The sequence below is a fragment of the Rickettsiales bacterium Ac37b genome (genome assembly GCA_000746585.2).
Classification (GTDB): Bacteria; Pseudomonadota; Alphaproteobacteria; order Rickettsiales; family Arcanibacteraceae; genus Ac37b.
This window is the reverse complement of record CP009217.2, coordinates 1,629,332-1,652,586: the sequence shown is the minus strand read 5'-3', so window position 1 is coordinate 1,652,586 and position 23,255 is coordinate 1,629,332. Positions and strand designations below refer to the sequence as shown.

Annotated in this window: 22 protein-coding genes; 3 read left to right on the top strand and 19 right to left on the bottom strand. The window is 31.8% G+C overall.

Annotated elements, in window-relative coordinates:
* Window positions 1–4: 4 nt before the first annotated feature.
* The 19 genes from tme to ndhC all read right to left on the bottom strand — a co-directional run bounded on the left by tme (window position 5) and on the right by ndhC (window position 20,564).
* Complete coding sequence (gene tme, locus NOVO_08155) at window positions 5–2,305, bottom strand: NADP-dependent malic enzyme (protein AIL65961.1); 2,301 nt, start codon at window positions 2,303–2,305, stop codon at window positions 5–7.
* Window positions 2,306–2,417: 112 nt separating this feature from the next.
* The gene (locus tag NOVO_08150; GenBank protein AIL65960.1) at window positions 2,418–4,115 is read right to left on the bottom strand and encodes a Ribonuclease J 1; all 1,698 of its coding nucleotides are present in this window, start codon (window positions 4,113–4,115) and stop codon (window positions 2,418–2,420) included.
* Between the two features lie 3 nt (window positions 4,116–4,118).
* Window positions 4,119–4,892, bottom strand: coding sequence for a Type III pantothenate kinase (gene coaX / locus NOVO_08145; GenBank protein AIL65959.1), 774 nt, complete (start codon window positions 4,890–4,892; stop codon window positions 4,119–4,121).
* Window positions 4,893–4,910: 18 nt separating this feature from the next.
* Entirely contained in the window at window positions 4,911–5,696 is a 786-nt protein-coding gene (gene birA, locus NOVO_08140; protein AIL65958.1) for a Bifunctional protein BirA, read from the bottom strand.
* Window positions 5,693–7,165 carry an NADH-quinone oxidoreductase subunit N gene (gene nuoN / locus NOVO_08135; GenBank protein AIL65957.1) on the bottom strand — a complete coding sequence of 491 codons (1,473 nt, stop codon included), beginning with the start codon at window positions 7,163–7,165 and terminating at the stop codon, window positions 5,693–5,695. Before nuoN ends, birA begins: the two co-directional genes overlap by 4 nt.
* 11 nt (window positions 7,166–7,176) lie before the next feature.
* Window positions 7,177–8,643 carry an NADH-quinone oxidoreductase subunit M gene (nuoM, locus tag NOVO_08130; GenBank protein ID AIL65956.1) on the bottom strand — a complete coding sequence of 489 codons (1,467 nt, stop codon included), beginning with the start codon at window positions 8,641–8,643 and terminating at the stop codon, window positions 7,177–7,179.
* Window positions 8,644–8,650: 7 nt separating this feature from the next.
* Window positions 8,651–10,579 carry an NADH-quinone oxidoreductase subunit L gene (gene nuoL, locus NOVO_08125; protein ID AIL65955.1) on the bottom strand — a complete coding sequence of 643 codons (1,929 nt, stop codon included), beginning with the start codon at window positions 10,577–10,579 and terminating at the stop codon, window positions 8,651–8,653.
* A gap of 3 nt (window positions 10,580–10,582) precedes the next feature.
* Window positions 10,583–10,930, bottom strand: a complete 348-nt coding sequence (gene nuoK, locus NOVO_08120; GenBank protein ID AIL65954.1) for an NADH-quinone oxidoreductase subunit K — start codon at window positions 10,928–10,930, stop codon at window positions 10,583–10,585.
* On the bottom strand, window positions 10,911–11,555 hold the full coding sequence (nuoJ, locus tag NOVO_08115) for an NADH-quinone oxidoreductase subunit J (protein ID AIL65953.1): 645 nt from the start codon (window positions 11,553–11,555) through the stop codon (window positions 10,911–10,913). Before nuoJ ends, nuoK begins: the two co-directional genes overlap by 20 nt.
* A gap of 64 nt (window positions 11,556–11,619) precedes the next feature.
* Window positions 11,620–12,108 (bottom strand): NADH-quinone oxidoreductase subunit I, encoded by a 489-nt coding sequence (nuoI, locus tag NOVO_08110; protein AIL65952.1) that lies wholly within the window; start codon window positions 12,106–12,108, stop codon window positions 11,620–11,622.
* Window positions 12,109–12,129: 21 nt separating this feature from the next.
* Entirely contained in the window at window positions 12,130–13,131 is a 1,002-nt protein-coding gene (nuoH, locus tag NOVO_08105) for an NADH-quinone oxidoreductase subunit H (protein AIL65951.1), read from the bottom strand.
* Complete coding sequence (nqo3, locus tag NOVO_08100; GenBank protein ID AIL65950.1) at window positions 13,131–15,176, bottom strand: NADH-quinone oxidoreductase chain 3; 2,046 nt, start codon at window positions 15,174–15,176, stop codon at window positions 13,131–13,133. The genes nuoH and nqo3 overlap by 1 nt, the downstream gene beginning before the upstream one ends.
* Complete coding sequence (gene nqo1 / locus NOVO_08095) at window positions 15,164–16,426, bottom strand: NADH-quinone oxidoreductase subunit F (protein AIL65949.1); 1,263 nt, start codon at window positions 16,424–16,426, stop codon at window positions 15,164–15,166. Before nqo1 ends, nqo3 begins: the two co-directional genes overlap by 13 nt.
* Window positions 16,413–17,219, bottom strand: a complete 807-nt coding sequence (locus NOVO_08090; protein ID AIL65948.1) for a hypothetical protein — start codon at window positions 17,217–17,219, stop codon at window positions 16,413–16,415. Before NOVO_08090 ends, nqo1 begins: the two co-directional genes overlap by 14 nt.
* Window positions 17,191–17,790, bottom strand: coding sequence for an NADH-quinone oxidoreductase chain 2 (gene nqo2 / locus NOVO_08085; GenBank protein AIL65947.1), 600 nt, complete (start codon window positions 17,788–17,790; stop codon window positions 17,191–17,193). The genes NOVO_08090 and nqo2 overlap by 29 nt, the downstream gene beginning before the upstream one ends.
* A 38-nt stretch (window positions 17,791–17,828) precedes the next feature.
* Window positions 17,829–19,007, bottom strand: a complete 1,179-nt coding sequence (gene nuoD / locus NOVO_08080) for an NADH-quinone oxidoreductase subunit D (GenBank protein ID AIL65946.1) — start codon at window positions 19,005–19,007, stop codon at window positions 17,829–17,831.
* A 32-nt stretch (window positions 19,008–19,039) separates the two neighbouring features.
* Window positions 19,040–19,639, bottom strand: coding sequence for an NADH-quinone oxidoreductase subunit C 1 (gene nqo5 / locus NOVO_08075; GenBank protein AIL65945.1), 600 nt, complete (start codon window positions 19,637–19,639; stop codon window positions 19,040–19,042).
* Window positions 19,640–19,644: 5 nt separating this feature from the next.
* Window positions 19,645–20,184: an NADH-quinone oxidoreductase subunit B gene (nuoB, locus tag NOVO_08070; protein ID AIL65944.1), complete on the bottom strand. Its 540-nt coding sequence runs from the start codon at window positions 20,182–20,184 to the stop codon at window positions 19,645–19,647.
* The gene (ndhC, locus tag NOVO_08065) at window positions 20,175–20,564 is read right to left on the bottom strand and encodes an NAD(P)H-quinone oxidoreductase subunit 3 (protein ID AIL65943.1); all 390 of its coding nucleotides are present in this window, start codon (window positions 20,562–20,564) and stop codon (window positions 20,175–20,177) included. Before ndhC ends, nuoB begins: the two co-directional genes overlap by 10 nt.
* An 82-nt stretch (window positions 20,565–20,646) precedes the next feature.
* On the opposite strand from ndhC, the gene lpxB reads away from it, so the two are divergent.
* The 3 genes from lpxB (at window position 20,647) to cspE (ending at window position 23,108) form a co-directional block, all read left to right on the top strand.
* Window positions 20,647–21,816: a Lipid-A-disaccharide synthase gene (lpxB, locus tag NOVO_08060; GenBank protein AIL65942.1), complete on the top strand. Its 1,170-nt coding sequence runs from the start codon at window positions 20,647–20,649 to the stop codon at window positions 21,814–21,816.
* Window positions 21,817–21,897: 81 nt separating this feature from the next.
* A complete protein-coding gene (locus tag NOVO_08055; GenBank protein ID AIL65941.1) occupies window positions 21,898–22,716 on the top strand; it encodes a hypothetical protein in 819 nt (272 codons plus the stop codon).
* Between the two features lie 167 nt (window positions 22,717–22,883).
* Complete coding sequence (gene cspE / locus NOVO_08050) at window positions 22,884–23,108, top strand: Cold shock protein (GenBank protein ID AIL65940.1); 225 nt, start codon at window positions 22,884–22,886, stop codon at window positions 23,106–23,108.
* Window positions 23,109–23,255 lie beyond the last annotated feature (147 nt).

The following is a 23,255-nucleotide window of genomic DNA, read 5'->3' as shown; positions in this document are numbered from 1 at the left end:
TACATTAGTCAGAAAATTTATATTTTTTATTTTCATCCTCATTAATAGCGGCAATGGCAGCAAATGCAGCCAAATTTAAAATATCTGATACAGTTGATCCCATAGGTATAATTTGTACCGAATATTCTAAACCTGTTAATATAGGACCTAGCATTGCCCCTCCACCTAATTCTTGTAATAACTTCGATGATATATTAGCAGAATGTAAAGCAGGCATAATTAGTATATTTGCAGGTTTAGTTAACCTAGAAAACGGATATAACTTTAACAATTCAGGATTAAGGGCAACATCAACAGACATTTCACCATCATATTCAAAATCTAAATCCATTTTATCCAAAATTTCTACAGCATCCCTGACTCGTTTAGCACGTTCTTTTAATGGATTACCAAAATTTGAGAATGAAAGCAATGCTACCCTTGGCTCATGTCCCATACGACGGGCCATAGCTGCAGTTTGTACCGCTATATGCGCCAATTCTTCTGCTGTTGGAATTTCATTTACAGTTGTATCTGATATAAAAATTGTCCTACCTTGAGCCACCATAACCGAAACAGCAAAAACCATAGATTTAGCCTTTGTTGCAATAATTTTTGATACCTCTTCAAGAGATGTGGTATAACCTCTGGTTAAACCAGTAATTAAGGCATCACCATCACCACATGCAAGCATACAGGCAGCAAAAATGTTACGATCATTCTTAACTAGACGCATACAATCTCTATGCAAATAACCTTTCCTTTGCAATTTTTTATACATAAAATCTGTATAATAATTAACTTTATCACAGTTTGCTGCATTCTTTATTTCAATACCTTCAAGACTAATATTAGCGGCTATATTGACTAAAGCCTCACGTATACGTCTTTCACGCCCTATTAATATAGGTGTGCCATAACCATTATCACGCCATAAAAGCGCTGCTCTAATTATTTGCTCTTCTTCACCTTCTGCAAAAATAATCCTTTTTTTATTATTACTTACCCTGTCATAAATCATATTCATACTATTAGCAGTAGGATTAAGCCTTGCACCTAACTCTCTTTTATAACTCATCATATCTTGAATGGGTAATCTAGCTACCCCACTATCCATAGCAGCTTGAGCCACTGCTGGGGGTACAGTTGTAATTAATCTTGTATCGAAAGGCACCGGAATTATATACTCAGGACCATATAGCATCTTTTTACCTGAATATGCAGCAAATACTTCATCTGGTACATGCTCTCTCGCAAGAGCTGCTATACTCTCAGCAGCTGCAATTTTCATAGATTCGTTAATGGTAGAAGCTCTAACATCTAATGCTCCCCTAAATATATAAGGGAAACCCATAACATTATTAATTTGATTATTATAATCAGAGCGACCTGTAGCAATGATAGCATCACTACGTACCTCTTTTATCTCTTCAGGAGTAATTTCAGGATCGGGATTAGCCATAGCAAAAATAATAGGTTTATCATTCATACTTCTAACCATATCTTGAGTAACCGCACCTTTTACAGATAATCCTATAAATACATCAGCACCTTTCAATGCTTCTCCTAAAGTACGCACCTCAGTTTTAACTGCATGTGCCGATTTCCATTGATTCATACCATCTGTTCTGCCCTCATATACTACACCTTTCGTATCACATAAAATAATATTATCGTGAGGCACACCATAAGCTTTAATAAGCTCTATACATGCAATACCTGCAGCACCAGCTCCATTTACTACGATTTGTATTTCCTGAAATTCCCTACCAGTCAAATGTACAGCGTTCATTAATCCTGCTAGAGTAATAATAGCCGTACCATGTTGATCATCATGAAATACAGGTATATCCATTAACTCACGCAATTTATCTTCTATAATAAAGCACTCTGGCGCTTTTATATCTTCTAAATTAATTCCTCCCCAACTTGGAGATAAATAACGTATAGCATTCACAAATTGCTCAGGATCAGTAGTATCAACTTCTATGTCAATAGAATCAATATCAGCAAATCTTTTAAATAATACAGCTTTTCCTTCCATAACTGGTTTAGAGGCAAGTGCACCCAAATTTCCTAACCCCAGTACAGCTGTTCCATTAGAAATAACCGCCACAAAATTGCCCTTTGCAGTATAATCATATGCCTTAGTAGGATCATTTTTAATTTCAATGCATGGAACTGCAACACCTGGAGAATATGCCAAAGATAAATCACGCTGAGTAATTAACGGTTTTATAGGTGATATAGATATCTTGCCAGGCTTACCATTAGAATGAAAATCTAATGCTTCTTTATTGGTAATAGGGTTAGTTTCTCTGCTCATAATCGGCTCTTAATTCTAGTTTAATATTATTTATATTTAGTATTTTAATAATAAAAATCATGTAGTATTTATACCTATCAACCTAATCACAATCACTCCTTTAACCTAAATTTTATATACATTTTTCTATATATATTTCAATTGGAGGCTTTTTTCCAACTTCCCTTCTAATAAATGTTCTAATTACTTCTCTTATTTTATTAGTTAATAATTCTTTATTTAGTATATGCTTTTTCTTAACTTTTATAGTATTAACATTAGTATTTTTACTATAATCCTCCAAAACATATTCAATCTCTTCAGAAATTTCTAATAACAAATCCTTATCTTCATTACTATCCAATAAACCTGGTGCTGTAACAATTGGCCTTGCCATCAAATTACCATATTGATCTACTAAAATTACAACTACGATTACACCATCTTTTTGTATTTTACGACGCATTTGCATTATCGGTGAGTTAATTGGTAATAAGTAATTACCATCTATAGCAAGATATCCGGCCTGTACTTTAGCTACTTTCTCCGCAATATTCGGTGCTAATTTTATTACATCACCATTTTCTACTTGTATAGACTGCTTTACTCCCCAAATTTTAGCTAGTTTAGCATGTTCATGCATATGCATTAATTCACCATGCACTGGAATAGCAATTTGTGGCCTAATTAATTCATACATACGTTTTAATTCATCACATGCTGGATGTCCAGATACATGCACAAAATGATCTTTTTCAGTTAATACTTCCACCCCTGCTTTGACAAATTGATTAAATAATTTAAAAATCTTTTTTTCGTTCCCTGGAATAATTTTAGAAGAAAAAATGATAGTATCACCTACAGAAAATTTAATATGAGGATGTGTATTAAAAGCAATTTTATTGGTGGCCGCAAGAGGTTCACCCTGACACCCTGTACATAATACTAATAATTTGTGACGAGGGTATTTACCAATATCTTTTTCTTCAAGAGGTGGTTCTATATCATTGAGATATCCGCTTTCCATCGCAATCTTAATGACTCTCTTTAAGCTTGTACCTGCAATCACTACTTTACGTCTACTCGCCTCTGCCGCTTTTATAATCGTTTCAATTCTCGCTACATTTGAGGCAAAAGTTGTAACAGCTACTAAATTTTTACATTTAGCTATTAAATCAGTAAGACTATCTCTTAAATCTCCTTCAGACCCAGATATTCCTGGATTAAAAACATTCGTAGAATCACCAATTAAAGCTAAAATCCCATCTTCTCCATACTGTTTTAGTAAATTCTCATCGTTTACTTGCCCTATTAAAGGCTGATGATCAAACTTCCAATCACCTGTATGAAATATATTACCTAATGCTGTACGTATTACAATAGCTTGCATTTCCGGAGCAGAATGCGTTAAAGGCACTAATTCAAGAGTAAATGGGGATATATTAATTTTACCACCACATTCTACTTCATGAATTTTTATCTCATCTCTAAACTTCACTCCAATTAATTTAGTACGAAGAAAATTAGCTGTAAACTTAGTGGCAAATATAGGACACCTCAGTTCGTCCCATAAATATTGTATCCCTCCAAGATGGTCTTCATGTATATGGGTTAATACTATCCCTAATAAATCTTTCTTATGCTTTACTATAAAACTTATATCAGGCGTAATCATATCAATACCAGGTAAAGTATCATCAGCAAACCCTGCACCCATATCTATCATTAGCCATTTACCTTGGTAAAAATACAAATTTAAATTTAATCCAATTTCTCCAGAGCCACCTAAAGGTACAAATAATAGGTCATTTTTATAATTATTTAAGTCCATACGCTATTTACTCTTATTCATATAATATATATACATTAGACCATACATTGTTAAGTCTGGTTCTAAATATTCTAATTTCATTATGGAATTCTTAAACAAAGAAGCCATTCCTCCAGTTGCAATTATTTTTAATTCTTGAGTATATTCTTGCTCAATTTTATTAATTATCTTTTCAATTAAACCTACATATCCCCAATAAATACCAGATTGCATTGCTACTACAGTTGTATTACCTATAACTTTCTCAGGTGTTTCAATAGAAATTTTTGGAAGCTTTGCTGTTTCTAAACTTAAAGAATTAGAAATTAACTCAACACCTGGCGCAATTACCACTCCTACATAATTACCAACATCATCAATAACCTGAAAAGTGGTAGCAGTACCAAAATCAATAATTATTATATCACCACCAAAATTTTTATATCCAGCTACAGCATTTGCAATAAGGTCAGCCCCGACTTCATGAGGTTTTTCCTGCGTTAATTTTATATTTAGATTCAGACTATTACCATGCACTATTAATGGCTTGCACCTAAAATAATCCTTACATAAATTTTTTAAATCAAATAATAAGTTAGGAACAACAGTAGCAATAATTACACTATTAATCTGATTATAATCTAATTTCGTAATAGATAACATTTGTATTATAAACACCATATATTCATCCGAAGTCTTACCACGTACTGTAGCCATACGCCACTTACCAACCATCTCTTCTTGATCAAATACAGCAAATACTATATTAGTATTTCCAACATCTATTGCTAATAACAAAGCTAATTTCCTCCATTTTTATACGCAATAATCTAATGCGCCATATAATACTTCACCTGATGACACAAAACATTCTTGACCACCAGCTAATATTAATCTTATACATCCATTATCAGTTAATTTATCAAATATACCAGAAACCCTATCCTGCCCTATAGATACAGTAATCACCTTACCAAATTCCATAGAATTTTCTAACCACTTATGCCCTATTTTATTAAAACCATCCTTTCTCCAGACGGAAATCCAATATAAAAAGTTTTTCATTACTTGATCAAGTAATGTATGTAATTCACATACTATATTTTCTGCCTGAAGGCTTGTAGCATCATAATTCGGATTAATATTAGGTGGATACTCAGAAACATTAATACCTATTCCTATAATTAAAAAATCTAGTATATTATTATTTACTTTAGTACCCGATTCTAAAAGAATCCCAGCACATTTTTTGCCATTCAGAAATATATCATTTGGCCATTTATATTTAACTTGATCGTCTACAGATATAAAACTTTTAATAGCATCTCCTACGGCAAGCGCAACTACATAAGAAAGTTGAGAAGCATATTGAGCCTCAATCATAGGTTTAAGCAACATAGACAAATATAAATTTCCTTGAGGAGAATGCCAATACCTACCAACTTTACCTTTACCAGATGTTTGAGATTTTGCCCATATTACAAATTCTCCATCTACATCTGCCTCTATTAGACGCCTAGCTTCAGCACTAGTACTATCTATTTCATCAAAAATAAGAAGATTATAATGTTTATACCATTGGCTTACAGATTGATATATCATAAGATCAATGCTCTTGTAATATCCAAAGTAACTAGTAATAAAGGTTTAGCTATTAAAAAAAACAATATATTAAACAGTATAATTAAAAATATAATAAACATACCCTCAGGTAAAAATTCTCTATATGTATATCCATTTGGTACTTCAAAATACATTATTTTTACTATACGTAAATAATAATATGCTGATATTACACTAGTAACAGCTGCTATTATAGCAAGTAAATAATAACCTTCTTTAATAACCGCTGTAAAAATATAAAACTTTGCAAAAAAACCTGCTATAGGAGGTATACCAGCCTGTGAAAACATCAACACTAGTAAAGAAAAAGCTAGTAATGGATTTTTAGACGCAAGACCAGACCATTCCTTAATATTTTCCTGCACTATACCTTCTTTTCTTAAATATACGATACATGCAAATACTCCTAAATTCATAACTACATAAATTATTAAATACATTAAAGAAGAGTGTATTCCATTAATATTAGCTAATGAGATACCTAATAATATATAACCTATGTGACTTATAGAGCTATATGCAAATAACCTTTTTATATTATGTTGATACAGAGCACCAAGCGTCCCTATAATCATCGAAGCAATAGCAAAAAACATTAAAATCTGTTGCCAATATTCTACCCATATTGCACATACTTTGACTAAAAATTTTATTAAAAATAAAGCCGAAGCTAACTTAGGTACAGTTGCAAAAAATGTAGTAACAATTATAGGAGCACCTTCATATACATCTGGAGCCCACATATGAAAAGGCACAGCAGCAATTTTAAAAGCTAAACCTATGGTAATCAAAATTACCCCTATTAATATCCCTATAGGAATATTAGTTTCTCCTGTATTGATTAAATATAATTTTGATAATGTAGTAAAGTTAGTATTCCCACTAAATCCATAAATTAATGATATACCATATAACAATAATCCAGAGGCAAGAGCACCTAGTATAAAATATTTAATACCAGCTTCAACAGAACTTTCTTGGTCCCTATTAAAAGCAGCTAATACATATAGACATAAACTTTGTAATTCTATACCCAAATACATTATTAGCAAATCATTAGCAGATAGCATAATCATCATACCAATAATTGAAAATACAACTATCACTGAAAATTCATATTTATCAGTCATAAATTTTCCAGCTTGATGCTGATTGAGATAAATCACAAAAAAGATAATAGAGGATATCAATATTAAACCTTTAGAAAATGCTACATATAAATCAGACATAAACATTTTATCAAAAGCTATAACCGAACTATGATAAAAAGATGATCGTAGACATAGTAAAGCGGCTAATATAGCGAGTATTATTAAAGTTGCTTGCCATTTTGTATTTTTAATATTTTTTCTAAAAAGAGAAATTAATAAACATCCTACAGAAGTAATAATCATTATCAATTCTGGTACAATTGGCTTAATAAATCCATTAAATATCAATTGATACATTTTAAAACCCACTAATATAAATTCTTTATCAAATAAATCACTGAGCTACCCAGCATAGAAGTAATCACTTTAGGATAAACACCAATTATTAATATCAATATTAATAATGGCGTAAGTATCAATATTTCTTTACAATTTATATCCACCAAACTACGTACTTCCTGATTAGCTATCTCACCTAATATAACTCTTTTATATAGCCATAACATATAGGCAGCACCTAATATTATGCCAAGGGCTGCAAGTACTGCAGATAATTTATCTACCTCATATACGCTAAGCATAACTAAAAATTCACCAATAAATCCACTAGTTCCTGGTAACCCTATAGAAGCCATTGTAAAAAACATAAGAAAGGTAGCATACACTGGCATTCGTATTGCCACACCACCAAATTTACTAATTTCCTTAGTATGCATTCTATCATAAAGCATACCTACACATAAAAATAAAGCTGATGATATTAAACCATGGCTTATCATTTGAACTATTGCTCCTTCTATGCCTTTTTGTTCAAAAGTAAAAATTCCCATAGTAACAAAACCCATATGAGCAATTGATGAATATGCTATAAGCTTTTTCATATCTTGCTGCATTAATGCTACCAAAGAAGCATAAATAATTGCTATATAGCTTAAAATAAATACATAATAAGCAAAATATTTGCTAGCTTCAGTAAATAATGGTAGAGAAAATCTTAATAAACCATATCCCCCTATTTTCAATAATATACCAGCTAGTATAACTGAACCAGCAGTAGGTGCTTGCACATGGGCATCTGGCAGCCATGTATGAAATGGCCACATAGGAATTTTAATAGCAAATGCTATGAAAAAAGCAACCCATAACCATTGCTGCACTATAAACGGTAAAGTAGAAGTAAGTTTAGTTAATTTTAAAACACTAAAACTGCCAAATTCAGTGTATAAATAAATAATAGCCACAAGAAGTAACACTGAGCCAAACATTGTGTAAAGAAAAAATTTAAACGTAGCATAAATTTTATTCTCTCCACCCCAAATACCTATAATTAAAAACATCGGGATAAGCATCACTTCAAAAAAGATAAAAAATAGCATTAAATCAAGTGCACAAAATACCCCAATTACCGAACACTCTAATAATAGAAAGGCTATTAAATATTCTTTCACTCTAGATTTTATAGAATTTATACTGCTTAATATACAAATAGGTATAAGGATAGTAGTTAATAATACAAAGAAAAAAGAAATCCCATCAATCCCAATATGATAATATAAATTAAGTGCTCTTATCCATATTGCGTTGGTTTCAAATTGGAGGCCACTAATTTTATGATTAAAACCAGAAAATAATAATATATTTAAACATAGGGTAACTATAGATGTTACCATAGCTATTATATAAGATAATTTATTCGTTATTCCTCTTAACAAAAATAATAGAACAGCACCTAATAAAGGCAAAAAAATAATTACTGATAATAATTCGTTTTTCATAATTTTATTAATTTATTATATTAAATATATACCAACTAGTTAACACCATCACGGCACCGAGCATTATATATGCATAATGATATAAATATCCAGTTTGCATTTTAGTAACTTTTGTAGATAATAAATTTATAATTTTAACTACACCATTTGGGCCTAAACCATCTATAATCACATTATCAATTTTTTTCCACAATACCACACTTAAGCAACGTATAGGTTTAATAACTATATATTCATATATCTCATCCCAATAATATTTGTAATAAGATAAATTATATAAAGGAGAAATAGTAGATTTAGTAATATCAGGTAGTACCTTAAATACTACATAATATATAACAGCTATAACTATACCTAATATACCTACACCCATGGGCATAAACTTATATAAAACAGGTATATGATGTGAATGACTGTGGAATATTTCTATAGCACCATGCCAAAATTTATTTGTATTGTCCACTATATGCAACTTTTCACCAATTATACCCGAAAAAATAGCTCCAAGAGATAATATAAATAAAGGTATTGTCATAAATAACGGAGATTCATGTACTCTTTTCCAAACAGTTGGTTCATTCTTAAATTTACCATGAAATACTTTTATTAATAAACGCCAAGAATAAAAAGCTGTGCAAAAAGCTGCACTAATGCCTATCCAATAAGCAAATCTTCCACTTTCACTTGGAGATAAATATGCCGCCTCTATTATCATATCTTTAGAATAATAACCCGCAAATGGATAAATTCCTGCTAAAGCTAAGGAACCAATCCACATCATTAGATAAGTAAATGGAATTTTACGCCAAATACCTCCCATTTTATTAATGTCTTGTTCACCAGACATAGCATGTATTACACTACCAGCTCCCAGAAACAATAAAGCTTTAAAAAACGCATGAGTAGCTAAATGAAACAGAGCTACATTATATGCGGAAACACCACACGCAAAAAACATATAACCTAATTGACTACATGTTGAGTATGCTATAATTTTTTTAATATCGTTTTGAGTTAAAGCAATAGTAGCCGCAAAAATACAAGTTAAAGCACCTATAACGGTAATTATATACAATACTATAGGAGCATATTGAAATAACCAAGAGCATCTAACTAGTAAAAATACCCCCGCAGTTACCATAGTTGCCGCATGTATAAGAGCAGATACAGGGGTAGGTCCTTCCATGGCATCTGGTAGCCATATATGCAAGCCTAGCTGCGCTGATTTACCCATACACCCTATGAACAACAACATACAACTTATTTCAATCGCAGAAATATTATAACCTAATATATTAAAAGTCTTATAGCTATATTCATTAACTAATTTAAAAATTTGATCAAATTGTAAAGAATTAAATATCAAATATATAGAAAAAATACCTAATATAAACCCAAAATCTCCAACTCTATTTACTATAAAAGCCTTCATAGCAGCTAAATTTGCACTATTTTTTTGATACCAAAACCCTATCAATAAATAGGAGCATAATCCTACTCCTTCCCATCCTAAAAACAATTGTAAAAAATTATCAGAGGTAACTAACATCAACATAAAGAAGGTAAACAAAGATAAATACGACATAAATCGTGGTTTATGTTGATCATCATGCATATAACCCACAGAATATACGTGCACTAAAAAAGAAACCACTGTCACTACCACTAGCATCACAGCTGTTAATGCATCTACTTTTAAAGCCCAATTTACAACTAGTTCATTAATCTCTATCCATCTTAAAAGCTCTACTGTATTATAATTATATCCTTTTATAATTATATTATAAAAAATTATTAAAGATAAAAACGATGATATTGCCATCCCAATGCAAGTTAGAAATTGAGCTAATGCCGCATTAACCCTTTGCATAAATAGGCCAGATATCACTGACGTAATTAAAGGAATAAAGACTAAGAAAACTATTTCATTTTTCATCTGTTATCCTTTCAATTTATTAATATTTTCTACCGCAATAGTTTTACGATTTCTATAATATAATACTACTATAGCAAGTCCTATTGCTGATTCTGCTGCTGCAATTGTCAATACAAATAAACTAAAAATCTGTCCAGTAAGATCTTTTAAATATACAGAAAAAGCTACAAAGTTTATATTTATTGCGAGTAGCATGAGTTCTATAGACAATAAAATAGTAATAACATTTTTACGATTTAAAAATATTCCAGATATGCCTAGGACAAAAATAATAGCAGCAACAATTAAATAATGCGTTGCCCCTATTGTTAAAAACTGCATTATATAAATATTATTTTCCAGATTCATCATTTCCACCTATACCTGTACCAAGCTTAATTTTTACTAACTCGATTGAATCACTACGCTTACGCGATATTTGCTGCATAATATTTTGCTTACGTATACCATGTTTATAACGTAAAGTTAATACTATGCAACTTATCATTGCTATAAATAAAATAAGCCCCGCAATTTGAAAAGGATAAAAATAATTAGTATATAAAATTTTACCAATAGCATGAGTATTACTTATTTGAGATAAATCCGGTATAGGAAATGCAATATTATTGACCCCTTGCATATTATATACAGACTGCATTATGACTAAATATAAATCAACAAATATTATTAGAGAAACTAATATTACAAATGGTAAATGCTTTAAAAAACCCTTGCGTAATTCTACAATATCTATATCAAGCATCATAATCACAAATAAAAATAATACAGCTACAGCACCTACATATACAATTACAAGCACCATTGCTATAAATTCTGCACCTACTAAAATAAATAACCCAGAAGCAGCAAAAAAACTTACAATAAGAGATAACACTGAATGCACTGGGTTACGCATTGAAATTACCATAATCGCTGCTACAATTGTAACTATGGAAAAAGCATAAAACAACAGTCCTGTAATAATTTGGTACATTTTTATATCAATCCAATATCATATTTCACAAATAATTCCTAAAACAATAATCAATATTTTAATTTTATCTATAATCATAATCTGCTTTTATATCCGCCGCAATAGCTTCTTCCCAAATCTCACCATTCGCTAACAGCTTATCTTTATTATATAATAGTTCTTCATGAGTCTCTGTAGCAAATTCAAAATTGGGTCCCTCAACTATCGCATCAACAGGACATGATTCTTGACATAATCCACAATAAATACATTTTGTCATATCAATATCATACTTAGTAGTACGACGACTTCCATCTTCTCTAGATTCTGCTTCAATGGTAATAGCTTGCGCAGGACATACAGCTTCACATAATTTACAAGCTATACACCTTTCTTCACCATTAGGATACCTTCTTAAAGCATGCTCTCCCCTAAATCTTGGACTAATTGCCCCCTTCTCATAAGGGTAATTTATAGTAACCTTAGGTTTGAACAAATATTTAAATGTCAATAACATGCCAGAAATAATTTCATATAAAAACATATTTCTTGCTAATTTATCTCCAAATATCACTAAATCCTCCAACTTTAATTCTTATTTGGGTAATTCATCCAAATACACCAATACACCTGAAACTAACACTACCCACATCAGTGATATTGGTAAAAATAATTTCCAACCTATTCTCATTAGTTGATCATACCTATACCTAGGAAGAGTAGCTCTAATCCATAAAAAACAAAATAACCAAAATGCAACTTTTAATACAAACCAGACAACTCCAGGCACACATTGTAAAAATTCAATATTAAATGGTGGCAACCATCCACCCATAAATAAAATTGTAATCATAGCACTTGCAAGCACCATATTAGCATATTCACCAAGGAAAAACATTGCAAATGTCATTGAAGAATATTCAACATTATAACCGGCTACAAGCTCTGATTCAGCTTCCGGCAAATCAAATGGATGCCTGTTAGTTTCTGCTAAACAAGAAATAAAAAATATAATCATCATTGGAAACAGCAATAGCTGTATATACCATTTCATATTTTGCTGAGCCATAACTATTTCTGTAATATTCAAAGATCCAGTTGTCACAAGCACTGTGATTAAGATTAAACCAATAGATACTTCATAAGAAATCATTTGCGCCGAAGAACGTATAGCTCCTAAAAATGCATATTGTGAATTACTTGCCCAACCAGCAATAATAATTCCATACACGCTCAAAGAAGATATTGCTAATAAATATAATATCCCTACATTAATATTAGCTACTTCCATTTTTATATTTACAGGTATCACCGCCCACGCACCCAAGCTTAACGTAAATGTTATCATAGGAGCTAACATAAACATTACCTTATCAGCTTTAATAGGTAATATAACCTCTTTGAACATTAATTTTATAGCATCGGCCCATGGCTGCAATAAACCAAATACCCCAACTACGTTCGGACCTTTACGCATTTGCATCAAACCAATAACCCGCCTTTCAGCATAAGTCAAATATGCAACGCATATTAATAATGGTACTATAACTAAAATAATTTTAATTAGAATATTAATTAAAAACATTACATGTTCCATTAGGCTGCCTTCTCATCCTTTAAAATTGTACTACATTCAGCCATAGTTTTTGAAGCTCTGCTAATTACATCTGTCATATAATAATTATTTATTACATTTTCAAAAGGCAAGCTAAGCAATTCACCAGCTTTACCAAATTTTGTCCATTTTGTAGGTGTAATCTTGTCTATTTCATAGATATACGGAATAACTTTTGCTATTCTATTCCTTAACTCTTCAATGGATTCATAAGATAAACTTTTATTCAAATATTTAGATAATTCTTTTATAATCTTCCAATCTTCTTTAGCATCACCAGGAGGAAATACCGCTTGTTTAGTACGTTGCAGGCGCCCTTCTAAATTAATATACGTACCGCTTTTCTCAGTATAAGCTGCTCCAGGGAAAATTACATCAGCCCTATGAGCCCCCTTATCTCCATGGTGCCCCTGATATATCACAAAACTATTACCTAACTTAGACATATCTATCTCATCAGCACCAAGCAAATATACTATCTTAATCTCATCTCTAGAAGTAGCCCCCAAGATTTCTCCTAAATTTTTTCCACTCTCCTTGGGGACAAAACCAATATCTAGAGCCCCTACTCTTGATGCAGCTCTTTGTAAAACATTAAATCCATTCCAATCATCCCTTACAAAACCTAATTTTTCTGCTAATTCACTCACTAGCGCAAGAATAGCTTCTGCATCAGGACGAGTCATTACTCCTGTTCCTAAAATTAACATTGGATTCTTAGCATCAAGTATCTTTCTTACAAATTCATGTTTTTGATCAAGTAATTCTCTTAAAATATCAACATTATCTCCTAAATTTTGTACAGGATATGTTAAATCATTTCTAGGCCCTATAGAAGCTATGGTAAAACCTCCTGCCCTATATCTCTTCCTCAAACGTGCATTTATAATTGATGCTTCATATCTTGGATTGGTACCGATTAATAAGCACAAATCAGCTTCCTCTATACCAGCTATAGTGGTATTAAATAAATAAGAAACTCGCTCAGAAGTATTAGCTATACTACCATCTTGCCTACACTCTATATTATTGCAATCTAAAGAATCCATTAAATCTTTTAAAGCCATCATAGATTCTAAATCAGCTAAATCTCCTGCGATAGCAGCAATTTTATCTCCTCTCGTTTGCGATAACTTTGAAGCTACAGCAGTTAAAGCTTCATACCAACTTACAGTGTGTAACTTACCATCCTTACGTAACATAGGGCGATCCAATCTTTGCACTCTTAAACCATCATATGCAAATCTTGTTTTATCAGAAATCCACTCTTCATTAATATCTTCATGTAATCTTGGTAAAATCCTCATAACCGTTGTTCCACGCGAATCAACTCTAATATTACTACCCACCGCATCAAGCACATCTATAGATTCAGTTTTTGTTAATTCCCAACTGCGTGCTTGAAATGCATAAGGCCTTGATGTTAAAGCCCCTACAGGACAAAGGTCTATAATATTACCAGAAAGCTCAGAAGTTAAAGATTTTTCTACATATGTAGTAACTTCCATATGTTCACCACGTCCTATAGTACCTAATTCTTCTATACCCGCAACTTCATTTAAAAATCGTACACATCTGGTACAATGTATACATCTAGTCATATATGTCTTTATTAAAGGACCCATATATTTTTCTTTTACAGCCCTTTTTTCTTCAAAAAAACGACTAACTCCCCTACCATAAGACATCGCCTGATCTTGTAAATCACATTCTCCTCCTTGGTCGCAAATAGGGCAATCAAGAGGATGATTTATAAGCAAAAATTCCATTACCCCTTCACGCGCTTTTTTTACCATAGGGGTATCTGTATGAATTACCATATTTTCAGAAACTGGCATAGCGCAAGAAGCTATAGGTTTAGAAGATTTTTCCATTTCCACTAAACACATTCTACAATTACCCGCAATAGATAATCTATCATGATAGCAAAATCTAGGTATAGATACTCCGGCAATTTCACAAGCTTGTAATACTGTTAAACCTTCATCTACTTCAATTTCTTTTCCATCAATAGTTAGTTTTGGCACCTTATTCTCTCCTCTATTTCACTTCTGAAATGTCTTACTAGTCCCTGTATAGGCCAAGCCGCAGCATCTCCTAATGCACAAATAGTATGGCCTTCAATTTGCTTTGTGACTTGCTCAAGCAAGTCAATATCTTCTATTTTAGCATTACCTTTAACTAACCTCATCATCATACGCCACATCCAGCCAGTACCTTCTCTACAAGGAGTACACTGCCCACATGATTCATGCATATAAAATTTACTTAATCTAGCAATAGCATAAATTATATCCGTAGATTTATTCATAACAATTATAGATGCAGTCCCAAGCCCAGACTTGACTTCTCTTAAACTATCAAAATCCATTAATACTGTATCACAAACAGATTTAGGTATCATTGGAACAGATGCCCCACCTGGAATAACTGCCAATAAATTATCCCATCCACCTTGCACCCCACCAGCATGATTTTCTATTAATTCCTTTAATGTTATTCCCATTTCTTCTTCTACATTACATGGTTTATTTACATGGCCAGATATAGAAAAAATCTTTGTTCCAGTATTGTTTGGGCGACCAAGACTTGCAAACCAATCAGCACCCCTTCTTAAAATTGTAGGTACAACTGAAATTGACTCAACATTATTAATAGTGGTAGGACAACCATATAATCCTACACCAGCAGGAAATGGAGGTTTCAAGCGTGGCATACCAACTTTTCCTTCCAAACTTTGCAATAAAGCCGTTTCCTCACCACAAATATACGCACCCGCTCCTCGATGCAAATAAACGTTTAAATCATAACCAGAACCGCAGGCATTTACACCTAATAACCCATCTGCATAAGCTTGATCTATCGCTATCTGCAAATGAGAAGCTTCATTATAAAATTCTCCACGTACATATATATAGCAGCTCGTAGCTCCTATTGCAAAACTAGCTATTAAGCATCCTTCTAATAATTTATGAGGCTCATTTCGTAAAATTTCTCTATCCTTGCAGGCACCAGGTTCACTTTCATCGGCATTCACAACTAAATAGGCTGGTTTATTTGACTGCTTAGGCATAAACGACCATTTCAGTCCAGTAGAAAACCCTGCACCACCTCTACCTCGTAAACCAGATTTTTTAACCTCTTCAATAATCCATTCACGTCCTTTACTAAGAATTTCCTTAGTATTATTCCAATCACCACGCTTTTTAGCATCTTCTATGCTAAAACTGTCTAAACCATAAAGGTTAGTAAATATTCTATCTTTATTTTGTAACATATTTAGTAAAATAATCTTGGTTAATAAATTCTGATGGTAATTCTACAGTAATAATACCCGAAGAATAAGGACCCACCTCATATGGATTAAACTGTAACATAATACCCTTTGCAGTTACATAAAATGACTGTGTATCAAAATTTTTTATTACATCACTAGAAGCAAAATCTACCTGCATTTCTGGATTATAAAAGCTTCTCGAATCTTTTTTGAGAATATTTAATAAATAATCATTTATTTTCTTTTGGTTGTTTACATTCACTAAATCTTCTAACAAAACTTTATCACCTGTTTTAACATTAAAATTTAATGTATTAACACCATACATACCATGCGCACCACCTGTATCCTCTGTGTAATAAAACTCTATTGATACTATAGGACTACGTAAAGACATTATCTTATACTTTAAGGTATATTCCCCAAAACTATAATCATCTTGACATCCGAATTCCTCAGCAAATTTTTTCAAATATTCATTAATCTCAGTAGCAACATTATAATCACCATTCACAATTTCTGGATAATGTATATCAGCTTTACATACACATTCATCATTTTCCGTATGATAAAGATCATTATAACCCTCTGCTCGAGTCATTACACATTTTTCTTTACTTGGCTTACTCACTATATCACCTTTCTGAGCAATTTGATCTTTTATATGCAATACTACCGCATCTGCTTTGACATCATTTGTCTGGCTATAAACATTTTTTAAACCACATATAAAAATTATAACAACTAAAAATAAAGATCTGATATTATTTTTCATTATTATCCCCCTGAACATTAGAGTTATCCTCAAAAGGTTCTGAAGATCTCCTTCCTATCTGAGATCCTTTATGAACCACTTCACCATTCTTAAGCTTATCCAGTATTTCTATTATACTTCCCCCATCTAAATCTTCATAATAATCATCATTAATCTGTATTACAGGCGCATTCACACAGGCACCTAAGCATTCTACTTCTTTCAAAGTAAATAACCCATCCTCAGTAGTTTCTTCCTGAGCAATTGATAAATGTTTCTTACATATATTCATTATATTTTCAGCACCACGCAACCAACAAGGTGTAGTACCACAGATTTGTACCAAATATTTACCTACAGGTTTTAGATTAAACATAGTATAAAAATTTGCCACTTCATAAACTTTCATTTCTGACATACCAAGCAGATGTGCAATATAATTCATAGACGACTTAGAAACCCAACCTTCCTGACGCTGAGCTAAATCTAATAGTGGCAATACAGCACTAGCTTTCCTATCTTTTGGATATTTATTCATTATACGTTGAGCTAGTTCTAAGTTCTCAGACGTAAATTGAAATAATTCTATTGTATCCTGATTATGATGCATAACTTCACGCAATCCTATATACTATCCTTTTAAACACTTTATCTATCTATCTCGCCAAATACTATATCTAAACTTCCAATAATAGTTACAATATCAGCAAGTAAATGACCTTTTGACATAAAATCCATTCCCTGTAAATGAGCAAATCCAGGTGCTCTAATTCTACAGCGATGAGGCTTATTGGTGCCATCAGATACTAAATACACTCCAAATTCTCCCTTAGGAGCCTCTACTGCTGCATAATATTCTCCCGCCGCCACATGATAGCCTTCTGTATATAATTTAAAATGGTGAATTAAGGCCTCCATAGATCTCTTCATTTCCGCTCTTGGCGGAGGTACAATCTTTCTATCCGAAGTACGAACAGGCCCCAAAGACATTTTATCTAAACATTGCTTAATTAGATTTACAGATTGATACATTTCTTCAATTCTAATTAAATAACGATCATAACAATCTCCATTCTTACCTACAGGTACAGAAAATTCTAATTGATCATATATTTCATAAGGCCTATTCCTACGTAAATCCCAAGCTACACCCGATCCTCTCAGCATAGGCCCTGTAAACCCCCAGTCCATTGCTTGCTCCATGGTAACTTTACCTATATCTACCAACCTTTGCTTCCATATACGATTTTCCGTTAATAACTCCTCTATATGCATAATTTTTTTAGGAAAATCTTCTATAAATTTTGCTATATCATCTAATAAGTCAGGTGTAATATCTTGAGCCACCCCTCCAGGACGAAAATAATTAGAATGCATGCGAGCACCTGAAGCACGCTCATAGAACCCCATCATTATCTCACGATCTTCAAACATCCACAACATAGGAGTAGTAGCCCCTACATCCAAAGCCTGCGTAGCTATATTTAAAGTGTGATTCAATAAACGAGTTAATTCACTAAATAATACTCTAATATATTGAGCACGTATTGGAATTTCACACCCCAATAGTTTTTCAATTGCAAGAGCAAATGCATGCTCCTGATTCATTGGAGATACATAATCTAAACGATCAAAATAAGGTAAAGCCTGAATATAAGTTTTATGTTCAATTAATTTTTCAGTACCACGATGTAGCAAACCTATATGTGGATCAGCACGCTCAATCAACTCTCCATCCATTTCAAGAATAAGACGCATAACTCCATGCGCAGCAGGATGCTGAGGACCAAAATTTAACGTTAAATTCTTTAAATTAACTTCTTTCATTTTCTTAAAACTCTAATTGCATTCATACAAAGTTATTTAGTAGCTTTTTCATCACCTGGCAATACATATTCTCCCTTTTCCCAAGGACTCAAAAAATCAAATCTTCTATATTCTTGCATTAACTTTACTGGCTCATATACAACCTTCTTTTGTTCAAGATCATATCTTAACTCTACATAACCAGTTAAAGGGAAGTCCTTACGCAGCGGATGACCCTCAAAGCCATAATCTGTCAAAATACGCCTTAAATCAGGATGTTTTTCAAACCTAATTCCATACATATCCCAAACTTCTCTCTCAAACCAATTAGCTACACTAAATAAATCAGTGACAGATTCTATACTCTCCCTATCCTCAAGCATTACTTTAATAACTATTCTTATATTATAATGAACACTTAACAAATTATATATTACCTCAAAACGCTTCTCTCGTGCTGGATAATCAATTCCACAAACATCTAAAAGTATTTTAAACTTACCTTCAGGATTATCCCTTAGCATTAACAATACTTCTTTTATATATTCTTTTTCAATATTCAACATTATGAAATCATTATTGACCTCTCCACTTGTGAATGCATCTTTTGGTAGCCAAGTAATTAATGATTTTAAATAATTTTCTAATTCCATATAATCTAACGCCTTATTTTACCCGTACGCTTTATTTTTTTTTGCAATTGTAAAACACCGTACATTAATGCCTCAGAGGTTGGAGGACAACCAGGTACATATACATCCACTGGTACTATACGATCACACCCCCTGATCACTGAATATGAATAATGATAATAACCTCCACCATTGGCACAACTTCCCATTGAAATAACATATCTTGGTTCTGCCATCTGGTCATAAACCCTACGCAGCGCTGGCGCCATTTTATTACATAAAGTACCCGCTACAATCATTACATCTGATTGTCTAGGGCTAGGCCTAAATAACAAACCAAATCTATCCATATCGTAACGACTTGCTGCAGCTTGCATCATTTCCACAGCACAACAAGCGAGTCCAAAAGTCATTGGCCATAGTGAGCCTGTTCTTGCCCAATTTACTAACTGATCAAGCTTTGCCATTACAAAACCTCGATTACTAAGTTCACTAGTAACAGTAGTTAATATCTGTTCTTGTTCTAATATGCCAAGACTACTATTCATGCCTGATTCTATTCCCATTCTAAAGCACCTTTTTTCCATTCATAAATAAAACCTATAGTTAACATAACTAGAAAGATTATCATGGACCAAAAACCAAATATACCTATTTTACCCAAAGATATAGCCCAAGGAAATAAAAAAGCTATTTCTAAATCAAATATAATAAAAATTATTGCTACCAAATAAAATCTAACATCAAATTTTTTACGCGCATCGCTAAATGCATCAAACCCACATTCATATGCTGATAGTTTATTAGCATCCGGCTTATTAACAGCTAATAAATGAGGTATTACTACTATAATTACTGATAATACTGCAGCCACAATCAAAAAGACTAAAACAGGAAAATAAGCGGATATTTCAGTTGAAATTATAGAATTATTGGTCATTATCATTTATATACCTTTTTTTATAATAACATAATATTATTATTAATAAACAAACTATACCGTTTAAACTAAATATGCAAAACAAATTATGCAAAATTTTAATCTTAAAGTATTTTTAATTGCAGGTGAAGCGTCTGGTGATAACTTAGGTGCAAAATTAATGCAAGCTCTAAATTATTATTCTACTGTACCTATAGAATTTTATGGCATTGGCGGAAATAATATGGAAAAAGCTGGCCTTAATTCGTTCTTTCCTATGCAAGAATTATCACTAATTGGCTTTTTTGAAATATTGCCTAATATTAGACGAATTATTAAACGTATAAATGAAACTGTGCAATATATAAAATATATCAAACCTGACATAGTCATTACTATAGATTCTCCAGGCTTTTGCACAAATGTTGTACAAAAGCTACAAAAAGAGGATATAAAATTTGTTCATTATGTAGCTCCATCCGTATGGGCATATAAACCAAGCAGGGCTGTTAAATTTGCTAAACTATATAATCACTTACTTGCACTTTTACCTTTTGAACCCCCTTATTTTGAAAAAGTAGGATTACCATGTAGTTTTGTAGGACATCCAATTATTGAAGATTTTGATAAGCCAGAGAATCATAGTCATATTTTCAAAACAAAGTATAATATCCATATCAAAGATAAATTATTATGTATAATGCCAGGGAGCAGAATTAGTGAACTAAGTAGATTATTACCCATATTTTGCAAAACTGCCAAAATTTTAATTAATAGCCAAACTGTATCAAAAATAATTATTATTACTCTGCCCCATTTAATAAATAAAGTACAAAATATTGTAAACAGCGCAAATTTAAATACTATTATTGTTGCAAATGAAGAAGAAAAAAAAGCAGCCCTATACTCTTCAAATATAGCTTTAGTCAAATCAGGCACAAGTACGTTAGAAGTCGCTATGTCTAAATTACCCATGATAGTAGCTTATAAAGTCAATCCACTCTCTGCATTATTACTTAAGATACTTATAAAAATACCCTATGTAACATTAATCAATATACTCGCAAATAAACAAATTATACCTGAATTTCTACAAAATAAATGTACTCCAAAAATACTATCTAATGCATTACAAACTTTATTGCATGATAGTCAAATGAGGCAAACTCAAATTAATGCCTCTTCAGAAGCAATAAATTCTCTTAAGCCAAATAATACTCTCCTACCTAGCCATAAAGCAGCCCTTGTTATTTTAAAGATATTAAAATTAAAAAATTAATATAATTCTCAAGCGATTAACTATAAATTAACACTTAACTACTAAAGTTAGTAAATATATTAATAATATAGGAGGCGAAATATGGTTAATTCTCACCCTGTAGTTTCGATTAAAGAATTCAGATCAGAACAATGGAAAAAATCTGTTAGTTCTTTAAAAAAAGAAATCAGGCCAATATATGAATCCATTATTAAAGCATTAATTGAAAATCAAACCTTAACTCATTACCAGCACAGAACTATCTTAGGTAAAAAAATACCTGGAATTAGAATTGTACACCTTGAGGATAAAACTCCAGATATAGTTTTTGGAAAAAGTAGTACTGCTTTTTTAAGAAGATATCTACCTACAGACCTTATGCAAGAATTAGGAATATTAAACTTTGATTCAACACAAATTGATATATTTGCTAATATTTACGCTGGCATAATTGACACAAGGATTAATAGTAAGCAAGCATATCAAGTAGCTAATAATAGAAGAAAGTATGGATTGGATATTATAAACGAAGAAAAACTAGCTAAAACTGTAGCGAGTAAAATTATTAACGAACATTATGATAAAGTAGAAAATTTATCTTATACTAAATTATTTAACTTAGGCAAACAAATAGCGTCTCCTAAACAAATTTCTCTAATAGAACCATATATAGACCAAAAACATACCCAAGCCCTAATAGAACAAAAAATTAATACTATAATTACAAAATTTGGTAGTGCTATGACCCAAAAACGCCTATCTTCTTCCCAAGAGTTAAGATTAAATCAATCAATTAGTAATGACGTTTTAAATTTAGTACATATAAAAACTAATGATGAATATATCACACCTTCTACATCGAGCAAATTCTCTTCAACTATTAAGAATAATATAAGTAAATCTAGCCAAATAGGTAGATAAAAAAGATATATAATAAATTGAGTATCTTTAAATATATCTAAAAAATTATTTTAAATGACACTCAATTTATTATAAAGTATCATTATATTAATACTAGCTATAGACACATCTTAAGTTCTTGCACCTAGTATTTTAATTAACTTCTGCTATTCAAGGGAGACGACATTATGGCCACTGGTACTGTAAAATGGTTTAGTCACATCAAAGCTTTTGGATTTATCGAACCCGATCAAAAGAGTAACGATGCAAATGGTAAAGATATATTTGTCCACGCTAAAGCTTTACAGGCATCAGGTATTAACACTCTCAAACAGGGAGATCGTATTTCGTATGAACTTGCCAATGAAAGAGGCAAAACTGCAGCTGTACAACTTAAAATTTTATCAGAATAAACATTTATACCAAGATCTTTGATCATAATATTTTATATTTTCTAGATCTTGGTATCTATTAACTATCATATTTATCTCTCAAAGCTTATATATTAATATCATGGATTAACCAAAATTAATATATTAAAGACATTATCTTTCTTCCTT

Bases quoted from the DNA above. Each gene is read 5' to 3' on its own strand.
- tme (AIL65961.1), bottom strand. From the start codon at position 2,305: ATGAGCAGAGAAACTAACCCTATTACCAATAAAGAAGCATTAGATTTT.
- NOVO_08150 (AIL65960.1), bottom strand. From the start codon at position 4,115: ATGGACTTAAATAATTATAAAAATGACCTATTATTTGTACCTTTAGGT.
- birA (AIL65958.1), bottom strand. From the start codon at position 5,696: ATGATATATCAATCTGTAAGCCAATGGTATAAACATTATAATCTTCTT.
- nuoN (AIL65957.1), bottom strand. From the start codon at position 7,165: ATGTATCAATTGATATTTAATGGATTTATTAAGCCAATTGTACCAGAA.
- nuoM (AIL65956.1), bottom strand. From the start codon at position 8,643: ATGAAAAACGAATTATTATCAGTAATTATTTTTTTGCCTTTATTAGGT.
- nuoL (AIL65955.1), bottom strand. From the start codon at position 10,579: ATGAAAAATGAAATAGTTTTCTTAGTCTTTATTCCTTTAATTACGTCA.
- nuoK (AIL65954.1), bottom strand. From the start codon at position 10,930: ATGATGAATCTGGAAAATAATATTTATATAATGCAGTTTTTAACAATA.
- nuoJ (AIL65953.1), bottom strand. From the start codon at position 11,555: ATGTACCAAATTATTACAGGACTGTTGTTTTATGCTTTTTCCATAGTT.
- nuoH (AIL65951.1), bottom strand. From the start codon at position 13,131: ATGGAACATGTAATGTTTTTAATTAATATTCTAATTAAAATTATTTTA.
- nqo1 (AIL65949.1), bottom strand. From the start codon at position 16,426: ATGTTACAAAATAAAGATAGAATATTTACTAACCTTTATGGTTTAGAC.
- NOVO_08090 (AIL65948.1), bottom strand. From the start codon at position 17,219: ATGTTCAGGGGGATAATAATGAAAAATAATATCAGATCTTTATTTTTA.
- nqo2 (AIL65947.1), bottom strand. From the start codon at position 17,790: ATGCATCATAATCAGGATACAATAGAATTATTTCAATTTACGTCTGAG.
- nuoD (AIL65946.1), bottom strand. From the start codon at position 19,007: ATGAAAGAAGTTAATTTAAAGAATTTAACGTTAAATTTTGGTCCTCAG.
- nqo5 (AIL65945.1), bottom strand. From the start codon at position 19,639: ATGGAATTAGAAAATTATTTAAAATCATTAATTACTTGGCTACCAAAA.
- nuoB (AIL65944.1), bottom strand. From the start codon at position 20,184: ATGGGAATAGAATCAGGCATGAATAGTAGTCTTGGCATATTAGAACAA.
- ndhC (AIL65943.1), bottom strand. From the start codon at position 20,564: ATGATAATGACCAATAATTCTATAATTTCAACTGAAATATCCGCTTAT.
- lpxB (AIL65942.1), top strand. From the start codon at position 20,647: ATGCAAAATTTTAATCTTAAAGTATTTTTAATTGCAGGTGAAGCGTCT.
- NOVO_08055 (AIL65941.1), top strand. From the start codon at position 21,898: ATGGTTAATTCTCACCCTGTAGTTTCGATTAAAGAATTCAGATCAGAA.
- cspE (AIL65940.1), top strand. From the start codon at position 22,884: ATGGCCACTGGTACTGTAAAATGGTTTAGTCACATCAAAGCTTTTGGA.